This is a genomic window from Vibrio sp. SSH13-20 (genome assembly GCF_040104475.1).
In the GTDB taxonomy this organism is placed as follows: Bacteria; Pseudomonadota; Gammaproteobacteria; order Enterobacterales; family Vibrionaceae; genus Vibrio; species Vibrio harveyi.
Window position 1 is genome coordinate 219469 of record NZ_JBECOU010000001.1, and the last position, 17322, is coordinate 236790.

Sequence of the window (17322 nt, forward strand, 5' to 3'; positions counted from 1 at the left end):
CAAAATAAACAGGAAGGAATTGCGAATGTCTTCTGCATTTTACCAACAGATTGAACAGCAAATTGAAGAAGTGAAGGCGGAAGGTCTTTACAAAGCAGAGCGTATCATTACGTCTCAACAGCAAGCGGCTGTTAAAATCTCTACTGGTGAAGAAGTACTAAACTTCTGTGCAAACAACTACCTTGGTCTTGCTAACCACCCAGCGCTTATCGAAGCGGGCAAAGCAGGCATGGACGAGCACGGTTTTGGTATGGCTTCAGTACGTTTCATTTGTGGTACTCAAGACATCCATAAAGAGCTTGAGCAGAAGCTTTCTAAGTTCCTAGGTAAAGAAGACACGATTCTTTACACATCATGTTTCGATGCAAACGCGGGTTTATTTGAAACTATCCTAGGTAAAGAAGATGCAATCATCTCTGACGCTCTAAATCACGCGTCAATCATTGATGGTGTTCGTCTATGTAAAGCGATGCGTTTCCGCTACTCAAACAACAACATGGAAGAACTAGAGCAACAATTGATCGCTGCAAAAGAAGCGGGTGCTCGCCACATTCTTATCGTAACTGACGGTGTGTTCTCAATGGACGGCGTAGTGGCTAACCTTCCAGCTATCTGTGACCTAGCAGATAAGTACGGCGCATTAACTATGGTTGATGATTCTCACGCTGTTGGCTTTATGGGTAAAACAGGTGCAGGTACGCACGAACACCATAACGTAGTGGACCGTATCGACATCATCACCGGTACGCTAGGTAAAGCAATGGGCGGCGCTTCAGGCGGTTACACATCTGGTAAAGCTGAAGTGATTGACTGGTTACGTCAGCGTTCTCGTCCATACCTATTCTCTAACTCTGTTGCACCAGCAATCGTAAGCGCTTCTATTCGCGTTCTAGACCTACTAGAAGAGAGCGGTGACCTACGTGGCCGTCTATGGGAAAACGCAGCACACTTCCGTACTCGTATGGAAGACGCTGGTTTCACAATGGGTGGTGCTGACCACGCAATCATTCCAATCATGCTTGGTGACGCAAAAGTAGCAGCAGAATTTGCTGAGCGCGCTCTAGAGAAAGGCATCTACGTAATCGGCTTCTCATTCCCTGTTGTACCAAAAGGTCAAGCGCGTATCCGTACTCAAATGTCTGCGGCGCACTCTCGTGAGCAACTAGACCGTGCAATCGACGCGTTCATCCAAGTTGGTAAGGACATGGGCATCATCTAAGTCTGAGAGACTAAAAGGTTACAAAGGCTTTCCCAACTCTTTTGAGTCGGCTCATGGGTAAAGCCTTTACCTTTTCTTTAATGACGGTAGATGAAAGAATTTTTTGCCACGCATAGAGCGGGGCAATATTGGGTGAATATTATGAAAATCAAAGCACTATCAAAGCTAAAGCCTGAAGAAGGCATCTGGATGACTGAGGTTGAAAAACCGGAAGTTGGCCACAACGACATTCTGATCAAAATTAAGAAAACCGCTATCTGTGGCACTGACGTACACATTTACAACTGGGACGAATGGTCACAAAAGACAATTCCAGTTCCTATGGTTGTAGGTCACGAATACGTGGGTGAAGTGGTTGCGATTGGTCAGGAAGTGCGTGGCTTTGAAATCGGCGACCGCGTTTCTGGTGAAGGTCATATCACGTGTGGTCATTGTCGTAACTGTCGCGGTGGTCGTACTCACCTGTGTCGCAACACGATCGGTGTTGGTGTAAACCGTGAAGGCGCATTCGCAGAATATTTAGTGATCCCAGCGTTTAACGCGTTCAAAATCCCGGAAGGCATCTCTGACGATCTAGCATCAATCTTTGACCCGTTTGGTAATGCTGTACATACCGCGCTTTCTTTTGACCTCGTCGGTGAAGACGTGCTGATCACAGGTGCTGGTCCAATCGGCATCATGGCAGCTGCGGTAGCGAAACACGTTGGTGCTCGCCATGTTGTTATCACAGACGTAAACGAATACCGCCTAGAGCTTGCTCGTAAGATGGGGGTAACTCGCGCAGTAAACGTGGCTGAAGAGAAGCTAGAAGACGTAATGTCTGAGCTAGGCATGACAGAAGGCTTCGACGTAGGTCTAGAAATGTCTGGTAACCCATCAGCATTTAACTCCATGCTAACGACGATGAACCACGGTGGTCGCATTGCACTTCTAGGTATTCCACCATCAGACATGGGTATCGATTGGAACCAAGTTATCTTCAAAGGTTTGGTGATCAAAGGTATCTACGGTCGTGAAATGTTCGAAACATGGTACAAGATGGCTTCATTAATCCAATCTGGTTTGGATCTATCACCAATCATCACGCACCACTACAAGATTGATGATTTCCAAGAAGGCTTCGACGTAATGCGTAGCGGTATGTCAGGTAAGGTTATTCTTGATTGGGAATAGAGCAAAGCTGGTAAAATAGTCCCTAGGTTCTCTTAGGAGAATTTTACCTCCGCCACTCTGGTACCAGTTAAAAACTCCGAAAAACTACAGTGTTTTTCGGAGTTTTTTGTAAGAGAGTAATATTTATCACCTCATGAACTCTTTTTAACACCTTCCATACTTTTTCTGACTTACCTCTTTGAGCCTTTCCTGAGCTCCTCGCAATTATCATTTTATCTAGATGTCCTGCCTACCCAACTGATAAACTGAATTGGTGTTTGTATGCGTGTTTCTCTAACTTAAGGTAGGTATCTCTGAGTGGATAAAGATTCCACTAAGTTTCAATACATCACCTGCTAGCATGGTGGTCTAAAGACATGCTCTCCAACTGTAACCAATAAACACAAATAATCTATTCTTGTTGACAGTCGTACTAAACTCGCGCTTCACTAAAAACATTAACACGTAATCTAAATAAAGCGATTGAGTTGGGTGATGTGGGCATCACTATCATTCAAATTTCAAGAAGTAACTATGACATGTTAGAGAAATCGAGTTCACCTTTTATCAATCAAATTCATTTACAGCGCCTTAAACAACTTTGTACTCAGTATCCAGTCAAGGAGTTCTGCGCAACTGATATACGTACTTTAGCTGAGCAGTTATCATGCTCTGACCGCAACGTGACAAAGCTGATAAAGACGCTTACATCGATAGGTTGGCTTTCCTGGAAACCAGGGAAAGGTAGAGGGCATAAGTCTATACTGGTTATCAATGTAAGCTTTGAAAGTGCATTATTAGGAGTTTTGGAATCATATTGCTCCAAAGGTCAATTAAGTGAAGCTGCGAGATATGCAGAGCAGTTCGGCTATTATGATACTTTTCGAAACAATCTTCCTGAATGGCTAGACAAAGCTCAGGAGGTCCTCAAAATTCATAATCATCTTGCAATGTTGGTACCTTATTGCTTGCCTGAATTGCACCCTCTAAAAGCAATTCGTCCAATATCTAGACCTTACATAAATGGGTTATTTGATACGTTACTTCGTTACGACAAAGACTCTGATTTGGTTAAACCAAGTTTAGCGCATCACTTTGAGTTTCGGGGAACCGAACTGTGGTTAAGGTTGCGTGATGATGTGTACTTTCATAGTGGTGAGGCGTTGCTGCCTACTCACGTTACTCAATGCCTTGAATATTTAATGTCTTATCCACATTCGAAGCAAATCTTATATCGTCATGTAAAGTCAGTCAGAGCTAATGGTCGTTGGGTTGTTCTAGAAATGGCATTTGCAGATCCCATGATCCTGAGGGTGTTAGCGGATACTCACGCAGCGATATACTTAGAAAAGGATGGCAGCGATATCCCTACTGGAACCGGCGTTTTCCAACTCGAAGTACATTCGTCAGTCTCTAGCTCTATCGATAAGCCTACTTATACTCATTGGTGCTTGACGAAAAACCCCCGTTACTTTTCTGTTAACGCATTAATAGACAAAATTGAGTGTTGGACAATCGATTCGACGTCAACAGATATACAAGCTCATATCACTCACCACGGATATTCAACTACTGTTCCTTCAGCGTCGATCAATAAAACGCTTTCTATGGGGTGTGAAGTGATGGAGTTTATCCATAAAGAAGACTTACTTTCCATGGATGAAAAAGCTTGGCTTATTAATCATGCTAGAGACTTCTGTGAGAATATTTCTACTAACAAAGTGCCCGTTGCGAATTGTATTTCTGGGCTCCATCACGACAGAGTTGTTCACTTGTACCACCATACTATGAAAAAGCCACAGCGTAATATTAATGTATGGTGTGCTGACATCAATAGGGGACATTATGTAGATTTGATAGAGTACTGGCGGAAAAAAGGAGCAGATATAACAGTACTTTCCTATCAAGACAGTGACTATGCAGACATTGCTTTGGGGATTTATGCTGCTCAGGACGATTATGTATTGAATTACTATAAATGGTTTCTTTGCAGTGATGCTTTTGACTATTGCCTATCACCTGAACAGCAAAAAGCCATAATATCGTTCGTAGATAATCTACTAGAACACTCGACAGACCTGCATCACCTGATAGAAGAGCTCCATCGTTGTGAGGACTGGATGGTTCAGCAAGGGATATCGATTCCACTATGGCGAACTTCAACTGCTTACAATTTCTCAGAGACAATAAAAGGTACAGATATCGACAGTATGGGACTTATTTCATTTAAAAAGCTTTGGATTAAGGACTAACTGAGCGAGTCCTAAATTGGTACAGAAACTGGATAAAAGTGGAACTTCATAATCATAACTCTTCGTTTTTACTTTTTTAAACTTCGACACAATATTGTCGTTCACTAAAGAAAGGAATTGAAGATGTTTCCACATGACCATTTTATGTACCGATATAAAGCAAGGACAGATCTTATCAACCCTGAGCAAGCGCTTATTGTAGAGTCAAGCGGAGCTACCCATTCTCGAATGATTCCATTTTTAATGGGCTTCTTTGCAGGAGTCCTTTCGACGATTCTTTTTGACTAACAACTTTTATAAGGGGGCATCCAACTATTGGTTGACCCCTGGTAACTGTCAGGTTTAACTCTTATTGGTACTTTGCGTTCTCAGTTTTCGTTTTTGGAATGTGTTTGCTCAATGTACATATAACAAAACCGAAAGTAATCGTAGTTAAAGCAAGTTTTTCACTGTTAGTAATTTGTTGTCCAAACCATAAGCTAGCTATTGATATTGATACCAAAGGTATAAGCGCAGGAAGTGTAGAGGAAACAGTTGCACCTAGATACCTGACGGTACGCGCAAAAGTGAATACTACTATGATTGAAGCAAGCACGCTCTGTACAAAGGTCTGTGTCAACCATAATGTCATAGGTTGACTAGATAAGTCAGAGTGCGCATTGTAAAGATAGAAGGGGAAATATATACAACCAGAGACCATGTTCATCATAAAAATGGTTGAAACCAGCTCAACCTTCCATTTTCTTAATAATATTGTAAATAGAGACCATGCTAATCCAGCTAGAAAAAACGATACTACTCCCAAATGACTATGCGGTGTTACATTCAACGAATGATTAGTGAGTAGATACAAACCGCAGACAATGACGAATATCCCTATAACCTGAGCTTTATTGATCTTTTCGCCTTGCGTCGATAGTAACAACACGGTAGTTATCATTGTGAATGTAGGAACCATAACACTCGCGTAGGATAAAGGGGTAAGTTGCATGCCCTTATTGACTAACCAGCCGTACAACGGTCCTGCAAGTAACGCAAATACAGTTGCTCTTAGCCAATGAGATCTATGAATTGTGTGACGAAAACTTATTGCCATAAGAGGAAGGCATATTATAGCGGCTACACAATACCTAAGCATTGTTAGGTCATTGGGTAAGAAGCCGCGACTAAGAGCATCATGTGTAGTGACATTCAGCACACCCCAACTGACAACTGTCAAAAAACCATATCCAATACCATTAACTAGCTTTCTATTTTTAAGTGTGTTCATTTTTTCTCTTCGATTAACTTTTTTGAAAGAGTAACCGAGCTGCTTGATAACAAAAATTGATATATTCTTATAGTTTGATGCCTAAAAGTTAACGAAGGGACAGTATGGATCTCCGACAAATCAAATATTTTCTTGCTGTAGCGAATTCGGGGGGAGTTACAAAAGCCGCTAGTGTTCTAAACGTCACGCAGCCTGCAATTTCACGGCAAATAAGTGATTTAGAAGAGGAGTTAGGCGTTCAACTTTTTGACCGTGTCTCTCGAAAACTTACGCTTACGATAGCAGGCGAACATTTTAGGAATCAGATGACTGAAATCGTCTCTGATATAGAAAATGCCACTCAAACGGTAAAAAGAGTTGCGTCTGGAGCGGTCGGAGATCTTAAGTTAGGTTCTGTCGAAGCTGTATTATGGGAAGGTTTGGTTCCTGAACAACTTAATCGGTTTAGATCTCTAAATCCTGATATCACGATGGAAATGATTACAGATAATACAACTGCTCTTTTGACTCATATTGAAAATGGCAGCTTGGATTGCGCATTTGTGTATTTATTTGATGACATAGGCGATTCATATGGTGCGATTAAACTTAGAACGGATCCTATGACACTGGCTTATCCAGCGTCTTGGAAGGAGATGTTTAGTGAGGGTGTTACCATTGCGCAACTAAATTCACTGCCTTTCATTCGCTTCCCTCAAGTCTCATATCCTGCTTTTTTTAATTGGCAAGAGCAGAGATTCCGAGACATTGGCTTGAGTCCAAATGTTCTTCACTGGGCTCATCATGAAAGCTCGATGCTTGCATTAGTCGCGGCAAAGCAAGGTGTTGCTATCGTAAACAGTAAACATATTGAGCGAGTATCTCCATTAGTTAAGTTTATTTCCTTAAAAGAGTTCAAGCTAGAACTGTCTCTCTACTTTATATGGAGAAAAGACAAAGCAACGCCGGTAGTTGAGAGGTTGTCTAGACAGTTAGGTAGCGAGAAGAGCATACCGCTGGCGTAGATAAACTTTCTTGCATTAAATTCTCATGTAAATGATAATCATTCTCCAGCGTAATCTTGTGTTGCTTTTACTTGTGATGTTCAATGGCGATTAGACTTTGGCTCAATCATTCTTAATAGATATGTCGTTGTTGTGCGTAGTAAGTTGAACGCACATGAACAAGAATTCGAGGGTTTATAAAAATGACTTACCAACAGTTAGATGCCATCGCTGATTCGTATGTTCCTCTGTTAGGCATTATGACGCTATTTTGGTTTGTAATAAAAGGAAAGCGTTCAGGGTTGAGAAGCGCTTTGGGCGATGCTTCAACAACGATATTAGGTGCTGTTTATATTTATACATTAATGTTTGTTGATAAATACTTTGATGCATATGCGGCGATTGGACTCGATTACAGTACCCACACTGCTTTGGCGTTAGTTTTTGTGGTAACTCTCTCTTTTATTGGACAAAAAGTAAGGTCTATAACAATCATCTCAATGGTTTCTTATTGTTTGTTGATGCTTTATCAAGGTTATCACTCGGTGGCAGATATTTTACTAACGGGCTTGATGACATTACCTGTATTGATATGGCTAAAATATCTCTCATACGGTAAAAGAAAAGCTAACAATGAGTTTGGTTGTGATTTGTGACTCTTTGCATTTTTACTAAGCGTCGTGTTGTCGTATAAGGCGGAGTGGCGTTACTTCGAAATTGCGTTGCTAAAATTTCAACGCAGCACAATATATAATGGTTTTTATGTTTACTTCCAGATACTTAGCTATAAAGCCTAACGGAGAAGAGGTCTTGTTATCTGTTGATGTTTCCTCTCCAAAATTAGGAGAACAAGATTACACATGTACAATCTTAATTCCAACTTTAGATGTGAATGAAAATATTTTTGGTGTTGACGAACTTCAAGCTTATTGTATGACTTATAAGCGTTTAGAAATGTTATTCCGAGAATTAGTCTCTCAAGGCTACAAGTTTTATTCTCCAGATCAATTAGACTCTGAGGTTGATGTTCTTTCTTGTTATTTTTTTGAAGTCGCCTCTCTTTTCTAAGAAACGACTACTAGTGGAGTTGGCAGTAAAACTCTGCAGAAAATAGTTTTATATTCATACAAACGCCTCAAGTTAACCTTGGGGCGTTTTTGTTATAAACCCGTTACTCATTGAAGCGTAAGCGAGAACACTATGATTAGGCAATTCTTCGTTTACCTCATGTATAGGTTATAACGTGATGATAGACATGGCGTTATATTTATCTTTTTATGTCGGTCAACATATTTAAATTAAGCGTTTCTTTAAGAAGGTACAGTTGCCTTTTGGGTATCTAAGTATAATCGTTATATATATGGAAGTACGTGAAAGCCTTGATTTAAGGGAGCTTTCAATAACTCATTCAATCTGTTTAGGGACGTCTATGGCAGTATTTAGCAAAGTGTTTGTTGTAACTCCAAATGTCAACGAGTTTGCACTGTTACAAGAGTCTTCATTGGCACTTTCTATTCAGGAGACTGAAAGAAAACCGATTCAATTGTACGGCGAGCCTGTCAAAGCTAGTTGGAAGTGTGTCGATGTCGAATGGTTAGAAGTTGAAAACGAAAAGGCATTACCAAAGCCGGATATTGCTGCTTGGAGAGCGATATCATTAGCCATGCCTATCTCGATCGCGGATCAACTGGGGGTACTATGTGAAGATGTTGAGTTTCTCCCATTGTGCTTGAATAAGCAGTCTTGGCGAGCTGTTAACATCTTGACTCAATTAGATGCTATCGACCATTCTGCAACTAAGTTCAATCTTCGCGATGGAAAGCAGAGCCGGGTTAGACCCTTTAAGAAACTTGTTTTGAAGAAGAAAGCTGTTAATGGCGCTGGTTTGTTTCGAGTTCAAGGGGCAGGGTTGCGAATGTTCTGTACAGATAAGAAAGGTGGTTTGTACGAGCGAGTTCACGAGTTGGGTTTGACGGGGCTGAGCTTTAAAGAGATACAGTTATCTCCCTAAAACACCGTTTGCAATACGTCTGGAGCTCGTCATTCATGTATCTATCGATGCCCGCAGACGTTTTGGGGGTAAAACTACTATTCAGTAAGTTACAAACTATCGTGAAATCAGACGGAAAAATATTGAGTAGATTTGCGGTTTTTTCAATGAAGGGGTATCAACGTTCATTCTAAATCTAAGTCAAATTTATGTTTAAGAAGCATATACAGGTATTGCTGAGAATAGCAAAAATGGGTGATTGAAAATGTTAATAGTTACGCTAGTTGTATTCTTCTCTCTGGCTACGATCCATTTTTCTCATGTCTTTTTCTCAATTTGCTTGAGTTCTTTTAATCAGTTTACAAATTATTCTATGTGGTTAAGACCTCTTTCCCTCTGTGTCATGGCTGCCTGCGCACAGTACTATATTCTGTCACTAATTTTGGGCACCAACCTACCAGCCGTTTCTGGTTTTGTACTAGTGGTAACCAATGCTCTATTTTTTATTGGTTTTTTCTCTGCTTTAAAAGCTAAAAGGGAAACGGAAGAATAGTCAGTTGCCATAAATTATGTCACTTAGCTTTAATCTTTGTTCAGACCCCGTTCCCCATAATTGTGTTGATGATATCTTCCTTTTTATTGAGCAAAAGGTTCGACAACGCATTCCTGGCAAGTATTTAGATGCAAAAGGCAGGGAACATTCGATGAATGATTTGACACGTCAGGGTGCGCTTGGTTTGCATGGTGAGCGGTATTATGTGAATAAGGAGCTTACCGTGGTTTCAAATAAGGCTAACACTGAGAATAGTTGCAGTTATTTCAGTACGATAATGTCATGAATCGCAAAGGATCAATCTACTACTTATCACCAAAGCTTCTCGTGATAGTTTCGTCTCTCTAAAGTTTGTTTTGGGAAAGCAGAGGAAAGCCTCTTTAAGGTCTTTAGCATGCAGAAGCGGAATAGATACCACTGGCTCAGGGTGGTTATTGGTGGTGTGTTTGGCGCTATCGTCGTTGTTGTCCTCTTCCACTTATTTGGTTCTCTATTTGGACCGCTATACCAATCAGAAGATGAGTCTGCTCGTAATTTTGTTATTTTCCTCGCCTGTCTTTTTCTTGGAATTGTTAGCGGCGCGTTGTTTGCTTACAAATATACAGTGAAATAAAAGAGCATATTCGAACACCCCATTGAGTGAAAAAAGATTGGCATTCACTAATGTCACCTCATCTGACGTAATAGAAAAAAGGAATGGTACCAATGCAATATGGAATTCAGCATCATGTTGAGATTGCTGCCAAAGCCGCAGGCGCGGTCATTTTCAATCAACACAGAAAAGTTTTATTAGTTCAAGAACTTCACGGAACAAAAAAGGGGTTATGGCATATTCCTTCTGGCAGTGTCGAAGTGAAGGAACTTCCTCAACAAGCTGCAGTTCGAGAAGTTTTCGAAGAAACGGGCTTACAAGTTAGTTTAGATAATTACCTGAACACTTATGTAGGGTGTTTTGATGATGGTGATTTGGTGCTTCGTCACGTGTGGGTGACAGAGGTTGAAGACCAAAAAATCTCACCAATATTTAGCCATGAGATAGGTAAAGCACAGTTTTTCACTTTAGCTGAAGTAGAGGAAATGTATGCCCAGTCTAAATTGCGAATGCATCATACGCTTTTGATGGTGAACGATGCATTCACTTGGCGAGAAAGTTAAACGTAGTGGTTTCTGGTTACAAGTAAGATTCATGTGCAGGACTGCCTTTGTTTTGGCGCTTTCCCTTTGAACATTCTAACATTATCATTGTCTTAGTTTTTATCTTTGACGTGAATGTATGGTGTATGGAATGAAACATTTGATGTTGGCAGCACTCCTATCTAGCACTTTCCCAGTGAGTGTGTTGGCTGATGACGTGTTGGGTGTTCCCAATGTAGAACCAGAAGATGAGGGCTGTTTGAGTGTTGTGTGTAAAAACACTATCGAGCCAGAAACGGTTGCTAAAGCGGGTGAGTTTCCAGACCGTGAGGGCAATGAAACCCTATCCGCATTAGGGAGCGCACTCTTTGCAGCAGGAGAAATGGGGTTAGCCGAGAACTTACAAACAGAAGATCCAGAGCTGAGCACGACTAGGTAGTACAGGAATGGTACTATGACGGGATTCGCTCTCTTCTAAATTAGTATTCTCTATTTTATAGTAATACTAATATCTGAGTATCTTTGATACGCTCAATAAGTGATTCAAAAATAAAGACCGAGCCTCGTGCTCGGTCTTTTCGTTTGTGAGATGTCTTCTCACTTTTGAATCCTAAGTAATATCTCAATTTCGCGACTAGAGTGATGGGTTCCAAAGTTAGCTCGCAATCATTGTTTTCAGTCTGTTATGTATGTTTCCACAACGATTAGTATGAGTGTGCTTTCACAACACTCGAATGGAAGAAAACAAGGAGAAAACATGAAAAAGTCACTAACAGCACTTGGTCTTGCTTTGGTATTTGCGAGCTCCGCGAATGCGGCGAATTGGGGCTACGAGGGGGAGCATGGACCTGCTCATTGGGGGGAGTTTGCTTCCGAATGTGCTAAAGGACAAAACCAAAGCCCAATTAATATTCAATCGTCTACTGAAGCCAAACTAGATAAGCTTCAATTTGATTATCAAGGTAAAGCGATTTCACTGCTAAACAACGGTCATACCTTACAGACGAGTTTAGAAGGGAAAAATACACTGACGATTGATGGCAAAGAGTTCGTATTAAAACAATTTCACTTCCACACGCCATCAGAAAACCATGTAGATGGAAAGGAATACCCTCTAGAAGCGCACTTTGTGCATGCTGATAAGGCGGGTCACCTAGCCGTTGTCGCAGTGTTCTTCAAACTGGGTAATGAGAACCCAGATCTAGCTAAGTTACTGCAAAACATCCCTAATAAAGATCACGATGTTGCTATTAAAGTCCCGTTTGATGCGGACGCGCTTATCCCAAGTGATAAAGATTACTACCGTTTTAATGGTTCTCTAACGACTCCGCCTTGCTCTGAAGGAGTTCGTTGGTTGGTAATCAAAGACACGAAAACGATCTCACCTGAGCAGGTGAAAGAATTTGCTAAAGCAATGGGACACAACAACCGTCCAATTCAGCCGCTTAATGCACGTATGATCCTTGCTCAGCAGTAATCCGCGCTCACACAGAGAAGGATCCCACTAAAGCTAATGAATGGCAATCAACCTGTTTTTGCCATTCATTTTCTAACCCAAGCGTCGCATCATCCCTACCGTAATCGTTTTGGCACCTGTTGCTAGAATGTTCTTATCGTAAATAGTCGTGAAGAATGCCCTCTAAATACTGCATAGCCAATGAGGACAGGATTTTATTTTTCATCGTCTTTAATGGCTTAATTTGTTAACGTAATGTAACTTAAAACCTCAATTAAGCTTGAGGTTGGCATTTGTAAGAGCAAGAGGCAAAGCATGGAAATCAGTGTTGGTGAGGTAGCAAAGCGTTCTGGAGTAAAGGTTTCAGCACTGCACTTTTATGAGCAGAAAGGACTCATATCAAGCTGGCGAAACCAAGGCAATCAAAGGCGGTATCACCGCAGTGTACTTCGTCGTATTGCGGTAATTAAAGCTGCTCAACAAGTTGGACTATCCCTCGAAGAAATCAAACAGGCATTAGAAGAGTTGCCCAAGCATCAAGCGCCAAACAAGCAACAGTGGGAAACCATGGCAAGTCATTGGCATGCACAATTGGATCTAAAAATTCAAAAGCTAAAAGCATTGCAAAATGACTTAGGCGGGTGCATTGGATGTGGCTGTTTGTCGCTTGAAACGTGTGCGTTAAGAAACCCAGAAGACATATTAGGGAAAGAGCATTCGGGGTCGAACTTAACGTTGGATGATTAGGGGCAACTAGCCCCTAGTGACGAGAATGTGGTTCTATTCTTTATCAAAACTATCGACGACGATAGCGCCCATTGAAGCTGGCATGGTTATGACTATTACGCGTTTAAGAGCGATAATTGGGTCGGTAAACATTGGCAATTTGTTGATGCAAAATAGAACCAGAGCAACAACTACAGCGGCAATAAAATAAGCAATCACGACACGAAAAATAAATACCGTAATACGAGTATTGATGTTGCTTTGAAATACACTTTGATAGGCGAAAAAACCTAAAAAGAGTACTGAAAGGCTAAACAACATCAGTAAGTTAATAAAAGGCAGGCTTTCTCCTAGTCGCCATGCCTCTTCCGAAAATGAAATTGGCACGGCTAAAGCAAAAGCACCAACGAGAACTTGGCTGGCGTCTTCGAGATTAAAGTGGCTACTCATGCTTAGACTCTGTAGTGTTACTTGTGAGAAGTTGCTCGAAGCGTTCATGCCCATGAAGCAGTTCCAGATCTTGCTCTTCAGCTAACAAGTCGCGAATTGATGGACTGGCATCTATTGCACGCTCCAAATCTTCAATCGCTTGTTCTTCAATGCCGAGTCGAGAGTACGCACATGCACGTTGATAAAGCGCCGGTCCGTTAGTGTCATCGACTTCCAAAACGCGATTACATAAGCTCAGTGCCCAGTGGTATTCTTTGATCTCCATTGCGGCATCTGCTTTGTAAGTGAGTGCTTCCAAATCGCCCGGGCGAATCAGCAGAATCTCATCGTAGATATCGATACGTTGCTCTGGAGTTTGTGAGCTTTGTGCACGAAGCCATAAGTTATGGATTTCGTTGATTTTCTCGATTTCTTTGTTGTTCTCGCTGATGATGCGAGTTTTGCGTTTTAAGTCGCGTTCTAATGCTAGGAACTTTTTCTCGTATTCCTGAGCGATTTTTTCTAGTCGCTTGTCTGCCATTTCTTTGGTGTTGTGTTTAAATTCACGCAATGACTGCCAACCGACAAAGGCAATTAGCGATGCAACACCTGCGATGATATAGAAGAAGTAGGTGACGGTGACGTTAGCGTAGTTCAATGATTTATCGGCTACGGTAAGCTCGCGGTCGGTGATCTCGACGACCATCCGTCGTTCTAAATCCTGTTGTTCCTGACGTAGAGACTTTAATTCGTCGAGGATATAACGTTCCATCAAAGGGCGATCTAAAAGGTCGGATTCTGAATACTTTTCTTCTGATGCTAGAGATGGGAAAGAGAGTAGAGCAGCGAAGAATATGCCGATGATTAAGCGCATAGAACGTCCTTTTGCGTCGAGAGTGGATGGATCTCTGAAACCATAGCAAATAGCGACTATGTTTAGCAAAGAACTCATGAAAAACACTTGTTTTATAATGTGTTCTGACGTGTCATTAGCTTTTCGTCTTGTGGCGGGCTATCTCACTTTGTAGGGCGTTTGCTCTTTTTACTCCGGTATTGTGTAAGTGGTCTATGCGAATTGATCTGGGCTGAACAAGCCTTGGATCAGTGTTTGCCACTCTTCTTTCAGTACGCCATATTTGACCGAGTCGTAGTATTCGCCTTGGTAATAACGCACTTTACGAATTCGTGCTTCTTGCTGCATGCCGAGTTTCTCCGCACAGCGCATCATCCTCGGGTTACCTGACCATGTGGTTAATCCGACTCGCTCTATTTCTTGTGTGTCAAAGATATGGCTTATCCAAGGCACCAATGCGCTAAAACCTAACCCTTTGTTCCAGTAGTTAGAATCGTAAATGACGATCCCAGCTTCTAACCAACGCGTGCTCTCGCATTCCCAATACCAACTGACAGAGCCAACAGGTTTACCCTCGAACTCAATCAATAACATGTCTTCACCTTTTATTAGGCGTTGTAAGGTGTTGTTACGAAAGCCTTCCAGTGTCGGAGTTTGATATGGAAAGTAAGGACCATTAAATTTAGCCCATCGTTCATCTTCAGTAATTAACTGATATAGATTCTTTGCTTCTTCAGGGGTCGCGCGTCGCAGTGTCACGCCTTGGAAATGGTACATAGCTTACCTTTTAATTAACGTTTAATGGCGGTGACGCTGAACGTGTGCCAATGCTTTGTGTGTCCAACAGTTGTTGTGCCATCTTCATCTCGTTCGTGAAAATGAAGTATTTCATAACCTTCAAACAAAGCTTCCACTTGCTCTTTGGTGAAAGCACAGATGTTGGGGTGAGTATCTGCCTCAACCCAAGAATCGTTGATTCCTAACAAGTCGCCACAAAATACGCCGTTAGGTATTAGGGTCTGTTGACCCTTTCGCGGTTAAATTTTGTTCGAGATAAAATCGTTTTAGGCGAGGCAAGGTGTGTGCTGCCTAGTCATTCTAAGTAAATACTCCTTAACAAAGCATAAAACGATTTTGCGGGGGCGCCTAGCCCGAACCCTCCGGGCAGCGTTTGTTGGTCATTTCTACTGCGTTATCGCCTTCTCATGTAGGCTAGCTACACAGCAAAGTCTCTGCCTTGTATAAATCCCCAACAATTCGCTGCAAAAATCAGCTCGAAAGGTCAACAGACCCTAATGCTTTGTTGATTTTTTGCCAGACCTTGGCGAAGTGTTCGCTAGGACAAAAGAACAAACTAGCGCTGGCGATAAATAAACTGCAAGCAGGATACGTAAAATCACTAAAACAAGAATGGGATATGGAATAGTGAGGGTTGCCTTCAAAGCGAGTTAAGCAGGTTTCGACAGCGTCTTGATGCGCATCGAAAGCATGAACGGTGTAGCCTCGACTAAGAAGATACTGAGAGTCTCTTCCAGTTCCACATCACGCATCTATAGCGGTTTTATTATCGAGAGTAAGTAAATTCGCTGCACGCTCGACGTTGGGACGGTGCGGCTGCTGCGCGACCTTTTGATAATATTCGTTCCATTTTACTGACATCGTGATTCCTTTTTCACTCTTCTATTTTTGTCGTATTACGTTTCAATAGAACACGACTCCCTTATGTTCTGAGCGGTGGGCTATTCTCTCTGGTTTCTGGTATTCAGCAGGCGCATAACGAGGGTTATAGCTGATCTTCAATTGGAAGTATGCCAGAGAACCAAGCGCCCATTCTTCTCCATACATTGGCTTCTGGCTCCGAATCGAATTCTTCACCAGTTTCCATATCAACCCACGCTATGTCGCCATCTTTGATTACGATTTTATAGGCATTTTCTCTGAGCTGTTTGGGCAACTCCGCTAAGGATTTTTGCACGTATTCAGGTTGTTCGATGACGACTGCCATTTCGGTATTGAGTTCAGCGGAACGTGGATCCCAATTCATGGAACCAACAAACAGAGTTTTACTATCGATCATCATGGCTTTGGCATGCAAACTTGCTCTGCTACTGCCCGTGAGACTCCATTTACTTTTGATTTTTGCGCTGGCTTTCACTTCCCAAAGCTTGATCCCAGCTTTAACCAAGTCTTCTCGGTATTTCGCATACCAACCATGAACGGCAAACACATCGTTCGATGCCAAGCTGTTTGTGACTATTGTGATGTCGATACCTCGCTTTGCCGCGTCCGTCAGTGCTTTTGTCCCAGATTTTGTTGGCACAAAGTACGGGGATATTAGTACAAAAGAGTTATCTACGTTTGCTAACAGTTCACTGAGGTTGGCAACAAGTTGGCTTTCTTGAGTTGCAATCTTATCGGGCAAGTCGAACCAAACTTCACCTTGTCCCCAGTATAAATTCAACTTGCCCTGTTGCAGTTCTTCGTAAAGATCGAGTTCTTTAAAATTATAAGGACCAGTAGAGAACTTTTCTTCTAATTTCAAGTTCTTAACTTGAGTTTTAATGGCATCGTCGGCAACTCTTTCTGATTCAGGCACAATCCATTCCATTGGGATCGCATACAAGCTGTTCCAGTAAAGGTCGAATTGATCCGCGGTTTGTGTCACAGCCTCGCCATAAAGCATGACATCGAAATCGCCGAATTCGACATTAGATTCAAAAGAGAAGTATTCATTGCCAATGTTTCTGCCACCAACAATCGCGGAGACACTATCTGATATTAGTGACTTGTTGTGCATACGACGATTAAGGCGGTCAAAGTCACTCGCAAGAGCAAATACGCGCGCGTCTCGGTATTGATGAGGATTGAACAAACGAATTTCGATGTTAGGGTGAGCATTCAGTTGCGCCATACCTTCATCATTGCGTTTTTGCATGTCATCCAGCAATAGGCGAACACGTACACCGCGTTGAGCGGCTTCATACAATCGCCATGTCATCAGTTGGCTAGTTTCGTCGCTACGGTAAATGTAGTACTGCAAATCCAAACTTTTCTCGGCGGATTCAATCAGAGCTATTCGAGCAAGAAGTGCGTCATTGCCTTGGTTTAGTGGATAAAAACCGGTATCAGAGTCTGGATCTTTGTCGTAGCTTTCAAAAAAATCAGCCAAAGCAGAATCATTTTGATAGCCAAATTGAAAGCTGGTGGATTTCTCACTTGGATCTCTGGGTTGAATGGATGAACACGCTGAGACCAGTAAGAGCATAGAGCCCAAGAGGGCTTTTGAGAGAGAACGTCGCAATGCA

The 17322-nt window shown here is 41.9% G+C and carries 17 protein-coding genes and 2 pseudogenes; 12 read left to right on the forward strand and 7 right to left on the reverse strand.

The genetic code is table 11. From position 1 onward, the window contains the following. The first annotated feature begins 25 nt into the window (after positions 1 to 25). The 3 genes from ABMY42_RS01085 (at position 26) to ABMY42_RS01095 (ending at position 4623) form a co-directional block, all read left to right on the forward strand. Complete coding sequence (locus ABMY42_RS01085) at positions 26 to 1219, forward strand: glycine C-acetyltransferase (RefSeq protein WP_050908175.1); 1194 nt, start codon at positions 26 to 28, stop codon at positions 1217 to 1219. A gap of 141 nt (positions 1220 to 1360) precedes the next feature. After that, positions 1361 to 2392, forward strand: a complete 1032-nt coding sequence (tdh, locus tag ABMY42_RS01090; protein WP_005448756.1) for an L-threonine 3-dehydrogenase — start codon at positions 1361 to 1363, stop codon at positions 2390 to 2392. Between the two features lie 518 nt (positions 2393 to 2910). Continuing rightward, entirely contained in the window at positions 2911 to 4623 is a 1713-nt protein-coding gene (locus ABMY42_RS01095; RefSeq protein WP_049536322.1) for an SgrR family transcriptional regulator, read from the forward strand. A gap of 349 nt (positions 4624 to 4972) precedes the next feature. On the opposite strand, the gene ABMY42_RS01100 is transcribed toward ABMY42_RS01095, so the two are convergent. Further along, positions 4973 to 5893, reverse strand: a complete 921-nt coding sequence (locus tag ABMY42_RS01100) for a DMT family transporter (RefSeq protein ID WP_349265865.1) — start codon at positions 5891 to 5893, stop codon at positions 4973 to 4975. Positions 5894 to 5997: 104 nt separating this feature from the next. On the opposite strand from ABMY42_RS01100, the gene ABMY42_RS01105 reads away from it, so the two are divergent. The 9 genes from ABMY42_RS01105 to soxR all read left to right on the forward strand — a co-directional run bounded on the left by ABMY42_RS01105 (position 5998) and on the right by soxR (position 12756). Further along, positions 5998 to 6897, forward strand: coding sequence for a LysR family transcriptional regulator (locus ABMY42_RS01105; RefSeq protein WP_272760329.1), 900 nt, complete (start codon positions 5998 to 6000; stop codon positions 6895 to 6897). Positions 6898 to 7079: 182 nt separating this feature from the next. Beyond that, a complete protein-coding gene (locus ABMY42_RS01110; protein WP_226982145.1) occupies positions 7080 to 7532 on the forward strand; it encodes a hypothetical protein in 453 nt (150 codons plus the stop codon). A gap of 154 nt (positions 7533 to 7686) precedes the next feature. Next, a complete protein-coding gene (locus tag ABMY42_RS01115; RefSeq protein WP_349265866.1) occupies positions 7687 to 7944 on the forward strand; it encodes a hypothetical protein in 258 nt (85 codons plus the stop codon). 361 nt (positions 7945 to 8305) lie between these two features. Further along, complete coding sequence (locus ABMY42_RS01120; RefSeq protein ID WP_033008349.1) at positions 8306 to 8887, forward strand: DUF1629 domain-containing protein; 582 nt, start codon at positions 8306 to 8308, stop codon at positions 8885 to 8887. A gap of 926 nt (positions 8888 to 9813) precedes the next feature. Beyond that, on the forward strand, positions 9814 to 10032 hold the full coding sequence (locus ABMY42_RS01125; protein ID WP_049536332.1) for a hypothetical protein: 219 nt from the start codon (positions 9814 to 9816) through the stop codon (positions 10030 to 10032). A 92-nt stretch (positions 10033 to 10124) separates the two neighbouring features. Continuing rightward, positions 10125 to 10574 carry an NUDIX domain-containing protein gene (locus ABMY42_RS01130; protein ID WP_005448762.1) on the forward strand — a complete coding sequence of 150 codons (450 nt, stop codon included), beginning with the start codon at positions 10125 to 10127 and terminating at the stop codon, positions 10572 to 10574. Positions 10575 to 10704: 130 nt separating this feature from the next. Then, on the forward strand, positions 10705 to 10992 hold the full coding sequence (locus tag ABMY42_RS01135) for a hypothetical protein (protein WP_349265867.1): 288 nt from the start codon (positions 10705 to 10707) through the stop codon (positions 10990 to 10992). A gap of 318 nt (positions 10993 to 11310) precedes the next feature. Continuing rightward, positions 11311 to 12030: a carbonic anhydrase gene (locus ABMY42_RS01140; RefSeq protein ID WP_017188619.1), complete on the forward strand. Its 720-nt coding sequence runs from the start codon at positions 11311 to 11313 to the stop codon at positions 12028 to 12030. 294 nt (positions 12031 to 12324) lie between these two features. Then, positions 12325 to 12756 (forward strand): redox-sensitive transcriptional activator SoxR, encoded by a 432-nt coding sequence (soxR, locus tag ABMY42_RS01145; RefSeq protein WP_017819402.1) that lies wholly within the window; start codon positions 12325 to 12327, stop codon positions 12754 to 12756. Positions 12757 to 12789: 33 nt separating this feature from the next. Here the strand turns inward: soxR and ABMY42_RS01150 are convergent, their stop codons facing one another. The 6 genes and pseudogenes from ABMY42_RS01150 to ABMY42_RS01175 form a co-directional block, all read right to left on the reverse strand. Further along, the gene (locus ABMY42_RS01150; protein WP_050924979.1) at positions 12790 to 13185 is read right to left on the reverse strand and encodes a DUF2391 family protein; all 396 of its coding nucleotides are present in this window, start codon (positions 13183 to 13185) and stop codon (positions 12790 to 12792) included. Then, a complete protein-coding gene (locus tag ABMY42_RS01155) occupies positions 13178 to 14038 on the reverse strand; it encodes a hypothetical protein (RefSeq protein ID WP_005448770.1) in 861 nt (286 codons plus the stop codon). Before ABMY42_RS01155 ends, ABMY42_RS01150 begins: the two co-directional genes overlap by 8 nt. 192 nt (positions 14039 to 14230) lie before the next feature. Next, the gene (locus ABMY42_RS01160; RefSeq protein ID WP_009697219.1) at positions 14231 to 14794 is read right to left on the reverse strand and encodes a GNAT family protein; all 564 of its coding nucleotides are present in this window, start codon (positions 14792 to 14794) and stop codon (positions 14231 to 14233) included. 14 nt (positions 14795 to 14808) lie between these two features. Then, positions 14809 to 15033 (reverse strand): annotated as a pseudogene (locus ABMY42_RS01165) (SAM-dependent methyltransferase); the annotation flags it as partial. A 277-nt stretch (positions 15034 to 15310) separates the two neighbouring features. Beyond that, a pseudogene (locus tag ABMY42_RS01170) lies at positions 15311 to 15676 on the reverse strand (methyltransferase domain-containing protein); the annotation flags it as partial. A 124-nt stretch (positions 15677 to 15800) separates the two neighbouring features. Beyond that, complete coding sequence (locus ABMY42_RS01175) at positions 15801 to 17318, reverse strand: phospholipase D family protein (RefSeq protein ID WP_349265868.1); 1518 nt, start codon at positions 17316 to 17318, stop codon at positions 15801 to 15803. Positions 17319 to 17322 lie beyond the last annotated feature (4 nt).

Coding starts and splice junctions, on each gene's coding strand:
- ABMY42_RS01085 (WP_050908175.1), top strand. CDS start 26: ATGTCTTCTGCATTTTACCAACAGATTGAACAGCAAATTGAAGAAGTG.
- ABMY42_RS01110 (WP_226982145.1), top strand. CDS start 7,080: ATGACTTACCAACAGTTAGATGCCATCGCTGATTCGTATGTTCCTCTG.
- ABMY42_RS01125 (WP_049536332.1), top strand. CDS start 9,814: ATGCAGAAGCGGAATAGATACCACTGGCTCAGGGTGGTTATTGGTGGT.
- ABMY42_RS01120 (WP_033008349.1), top strand. CDS start 8,306: ATGGCAGTATTTAGCAAAGTGTTTGTTGTAACTCCAAATGTCAACGAG.
- ABMY42_RS01150 (WP_050924979.1), bottom strand. CDS start 13,185: ATGAGTAGCCACTTTAATCTCGAAGACGCCAGCCAAGTTCTCGTTGGT.
- ABMY42_RS01160 (WP_009697219.1), bottom strand. CDS start 14,794: ATGTACCATTTCCAAGGCGTGACACTGCGACGCGCGACCCCTGAAGAA.
- ABMY42_RS01140 (WP_017188619.1), top strand. CDS start 11,311: ATGAAAAAGTCACTAACAGCACTTGGTCTTGCTTTGGTATTTGCGAGC.
- soxR (WP_017819402.1), top strand. CDS start 12,325: ATGGAAATCAGTGTTGGTGAGGTAGCAAAGCGTTCTGGAGTAAAGGTT.
- ABMY42_RS01135 (WP_349265867.1), top strand. CDS start 10,705: ATGAAACATTTGATGTTGGCAGCACTCCTATCTAGCACTTTCCCAGTG.
- tdh (WP_005448756.1), top strand. CDS start 1,361: ATGAAAATCAAAGCACTATCAAAGCTAAAGCCTGAAGAAGGCATCTGG.
- ABMY42_RS01155 (WP_005448770.1), bottom strand. CDS start 14,038: ATGCGCTTAATCATCGGCATATTCTTCGCTGCTCTACTCTCTTTCCCA.
- ABMY42_RS01095 (WP_049536322.1), top strand. CDS start 2,911: ATGTTAGAGAAATCGAGTTCACCTTTTATCAATCAAATTCATTTACAG.
- ABMY42_RS01105 (WP_272760329.1), top strand. CDS start 5,998: ATGGATCTCCGACAAATCAAATATTTTCTTGCTGTAGCGAATTCGGGG.
- ABMY42_RS01100 (WP_349265865.1), bottom strand. CDS start 5,893: ATGAACACACTTAAAAATAGAAAGCTAGTTAATGGTATTGGATATGGT.
- ABMY42_RS01130 (WP_005448762.1), top strand. CDS start 10,125: ATGCAATATGGAATTCAGCATCATGTTGAGATTGCTGCCAAAGCCGCA.